Origin of the sequence: Mesorhizobium sp. M7A.F.Ca.CA.002.05.1.1, from assembly GCF_003998335.1 — a bacterium.
Taxonomy (GTDB): domain Bacteria; phylum Pseudomonadota; class Alphaproteobacteria; order Rhizobiales; family Rhizobiaceae; genus Mesorhizobium.
Genome location: NZ_RZQI01001367.1, coordinates 1 through 1016 on the forward strand (window position 1 = coordinate 1; position 1016 = coordinate 1016).

At 65.1% G+C, this 1016-nt stretch carries 1 protein-coding gene; it reads right to left on the minus strand.

Going from position 1 to position 1016, the window contains the following annotated elements:
* Positions 1-32: 32 nt before the first annotated feature.
* Positions 33-1016, minus strand: a 984-nt coding sequence (locus tag EN939_RS35600) for a chloride channel protein (protein ID WP_164751577.1), incomplete at its 5' end; no start/stop codon positions are given.

Below are 1016 nucleotides of genomic sequence, written 5' to 3' on the forward strand. Positions count from 1 at the left end.
GTCCTGGAGTGGGCGAAGCGCGGAACGGATTTCTAGAGGCCCTCGACCGCCGCTTCCTTCTTCCTGCGTCTGGTGCCGAAGCCAAGCAAGGTCGAACGTTCGCGCTCCTCGGCCTGTTTCCTGGACCGCACGCGCATCAAATCCTTCCAGCCGACATAGCCGACCAGCAAAGAGCCTTCGCGAGTGACGACGGGCAGATGAGAGACGTTGGCCGTCAGCAGCTTGTCGGAGAGGCCTTCGAGATATTCGTCCGGATAGGCCAGCGTCACCTTGCTGCCGGCCAGCAGTTCGCCAAGCGTGGTGGTGCGGTGCGTGCCGGCGCGTCTCCAGCGCAATATCGCCGGCGGATCGATGAGGCCCAGCACATGGCCGTGCTCATCGACCACCGGGAAACTCGGATGCCGTGTTTCCGGCGCTGTCAGGAATGCCGCAGCGCCATGCAGCGTCATCGTCGCCGGCACGCTTTCGACCTGTGGGGTCATCACCTCGCGCACCCTGGTCAGGGCGAAAGGGTCGACGCGGTATTCGCGAACCAGATGATGTCCCCTTCTGGCGATCTTTTCGGTCAGGATCGACCGCTTCATCAGAAGCACGGTGACGGCGTGCGCCGCGGCGCAGGCAGCAATCAGCGGCACCAGCATATGTGTGTTGCCGGTCAGTTCGACGGCGAAGAACGTGGCGGTCAGCGGCGCACGCATCGTGCCGCCCATCGTGGCGGCCATTGCCAGCAGCGCCCAGAAACCGGGATCCGCGGCAGGCAGAACGCCGGCGAGCACAGCGCCCATAGCCCCACCCATGATCAACAGCGGCGCCAGCACACCTCCCGACGTTCCCGAGCCGAGCGCTGCCGACCAGATGATCGCCTTGACCACCAGCAGCAGAAGGGCCGCTGTCGCGACGGTGCGGCCATCCAGCATGTCGGTGATGTTGTCATAGCCGACACCGAGCGCGTGCGGTTCGATCAGCCCGCCTATGCCGACCACCAGGCCGCCAAGCATCGGCCACCACATCCAGTG